1 pseudogene is annotated in these 339 nt (G+C 62.2%); it reads right to left on the bottom strand.

What is annotated here, in order from left to right:
* Window positions 1-47: 47 nt before the first annotated feature.
* A pseudogene (locus SB786_RS35820) lies at window positions 48-339 on the bottom strand (TonB-dependent siderophore receptor); the annotation flags it as partial.

Here is a 339-nt window from a genome sequence, read left to right as displayed (position 1 = left end):
GCATCGACCGCATCGACCGCATCAATCGCATCAATCGCATCCACCGCTTACCAGCGGTAGTTCATTCCCGCGAACACCTGGCGGCCGTAGCCATACGCGCACCAGTTGCCGTAGTAGCACGAGGCCACGTAGGTCTTGTTCAACAGGTTTTGCGCGTTGACGTACAGCTCCGCGCCCTTCATGCGCGGGATCGCGTAGCCGAGGTCGTAACGCAGCGAGGCATCGACGAGGAAAAAGCTTCGGACTTCGAAGCTGTTATCGGTGCTATACGTCGCGCCCGTGTAGCGTCCGCCGCCGCCGAGCGACAGACCCGCGAGCGGGCCGCCGTGGATCGTGTAG

It is taken from the genome of Burkholderia sp. SIMBA_062 (assembly GCF_046534765.1).
In the GTDB taxonomy this organism is placed as follows: domain Bacteria; phylum Pseudomonadota; class Gammaproteobacteria; order Burkholderiales; family Burkholderiaceae; genus Burkholderia; species Burkholderia ambifaria.
The sequence above is the reverse complement of the archived record's forward strand: the minus strand, read 5'-3'. Positions and strand labels throughout refer to the sequence as shown.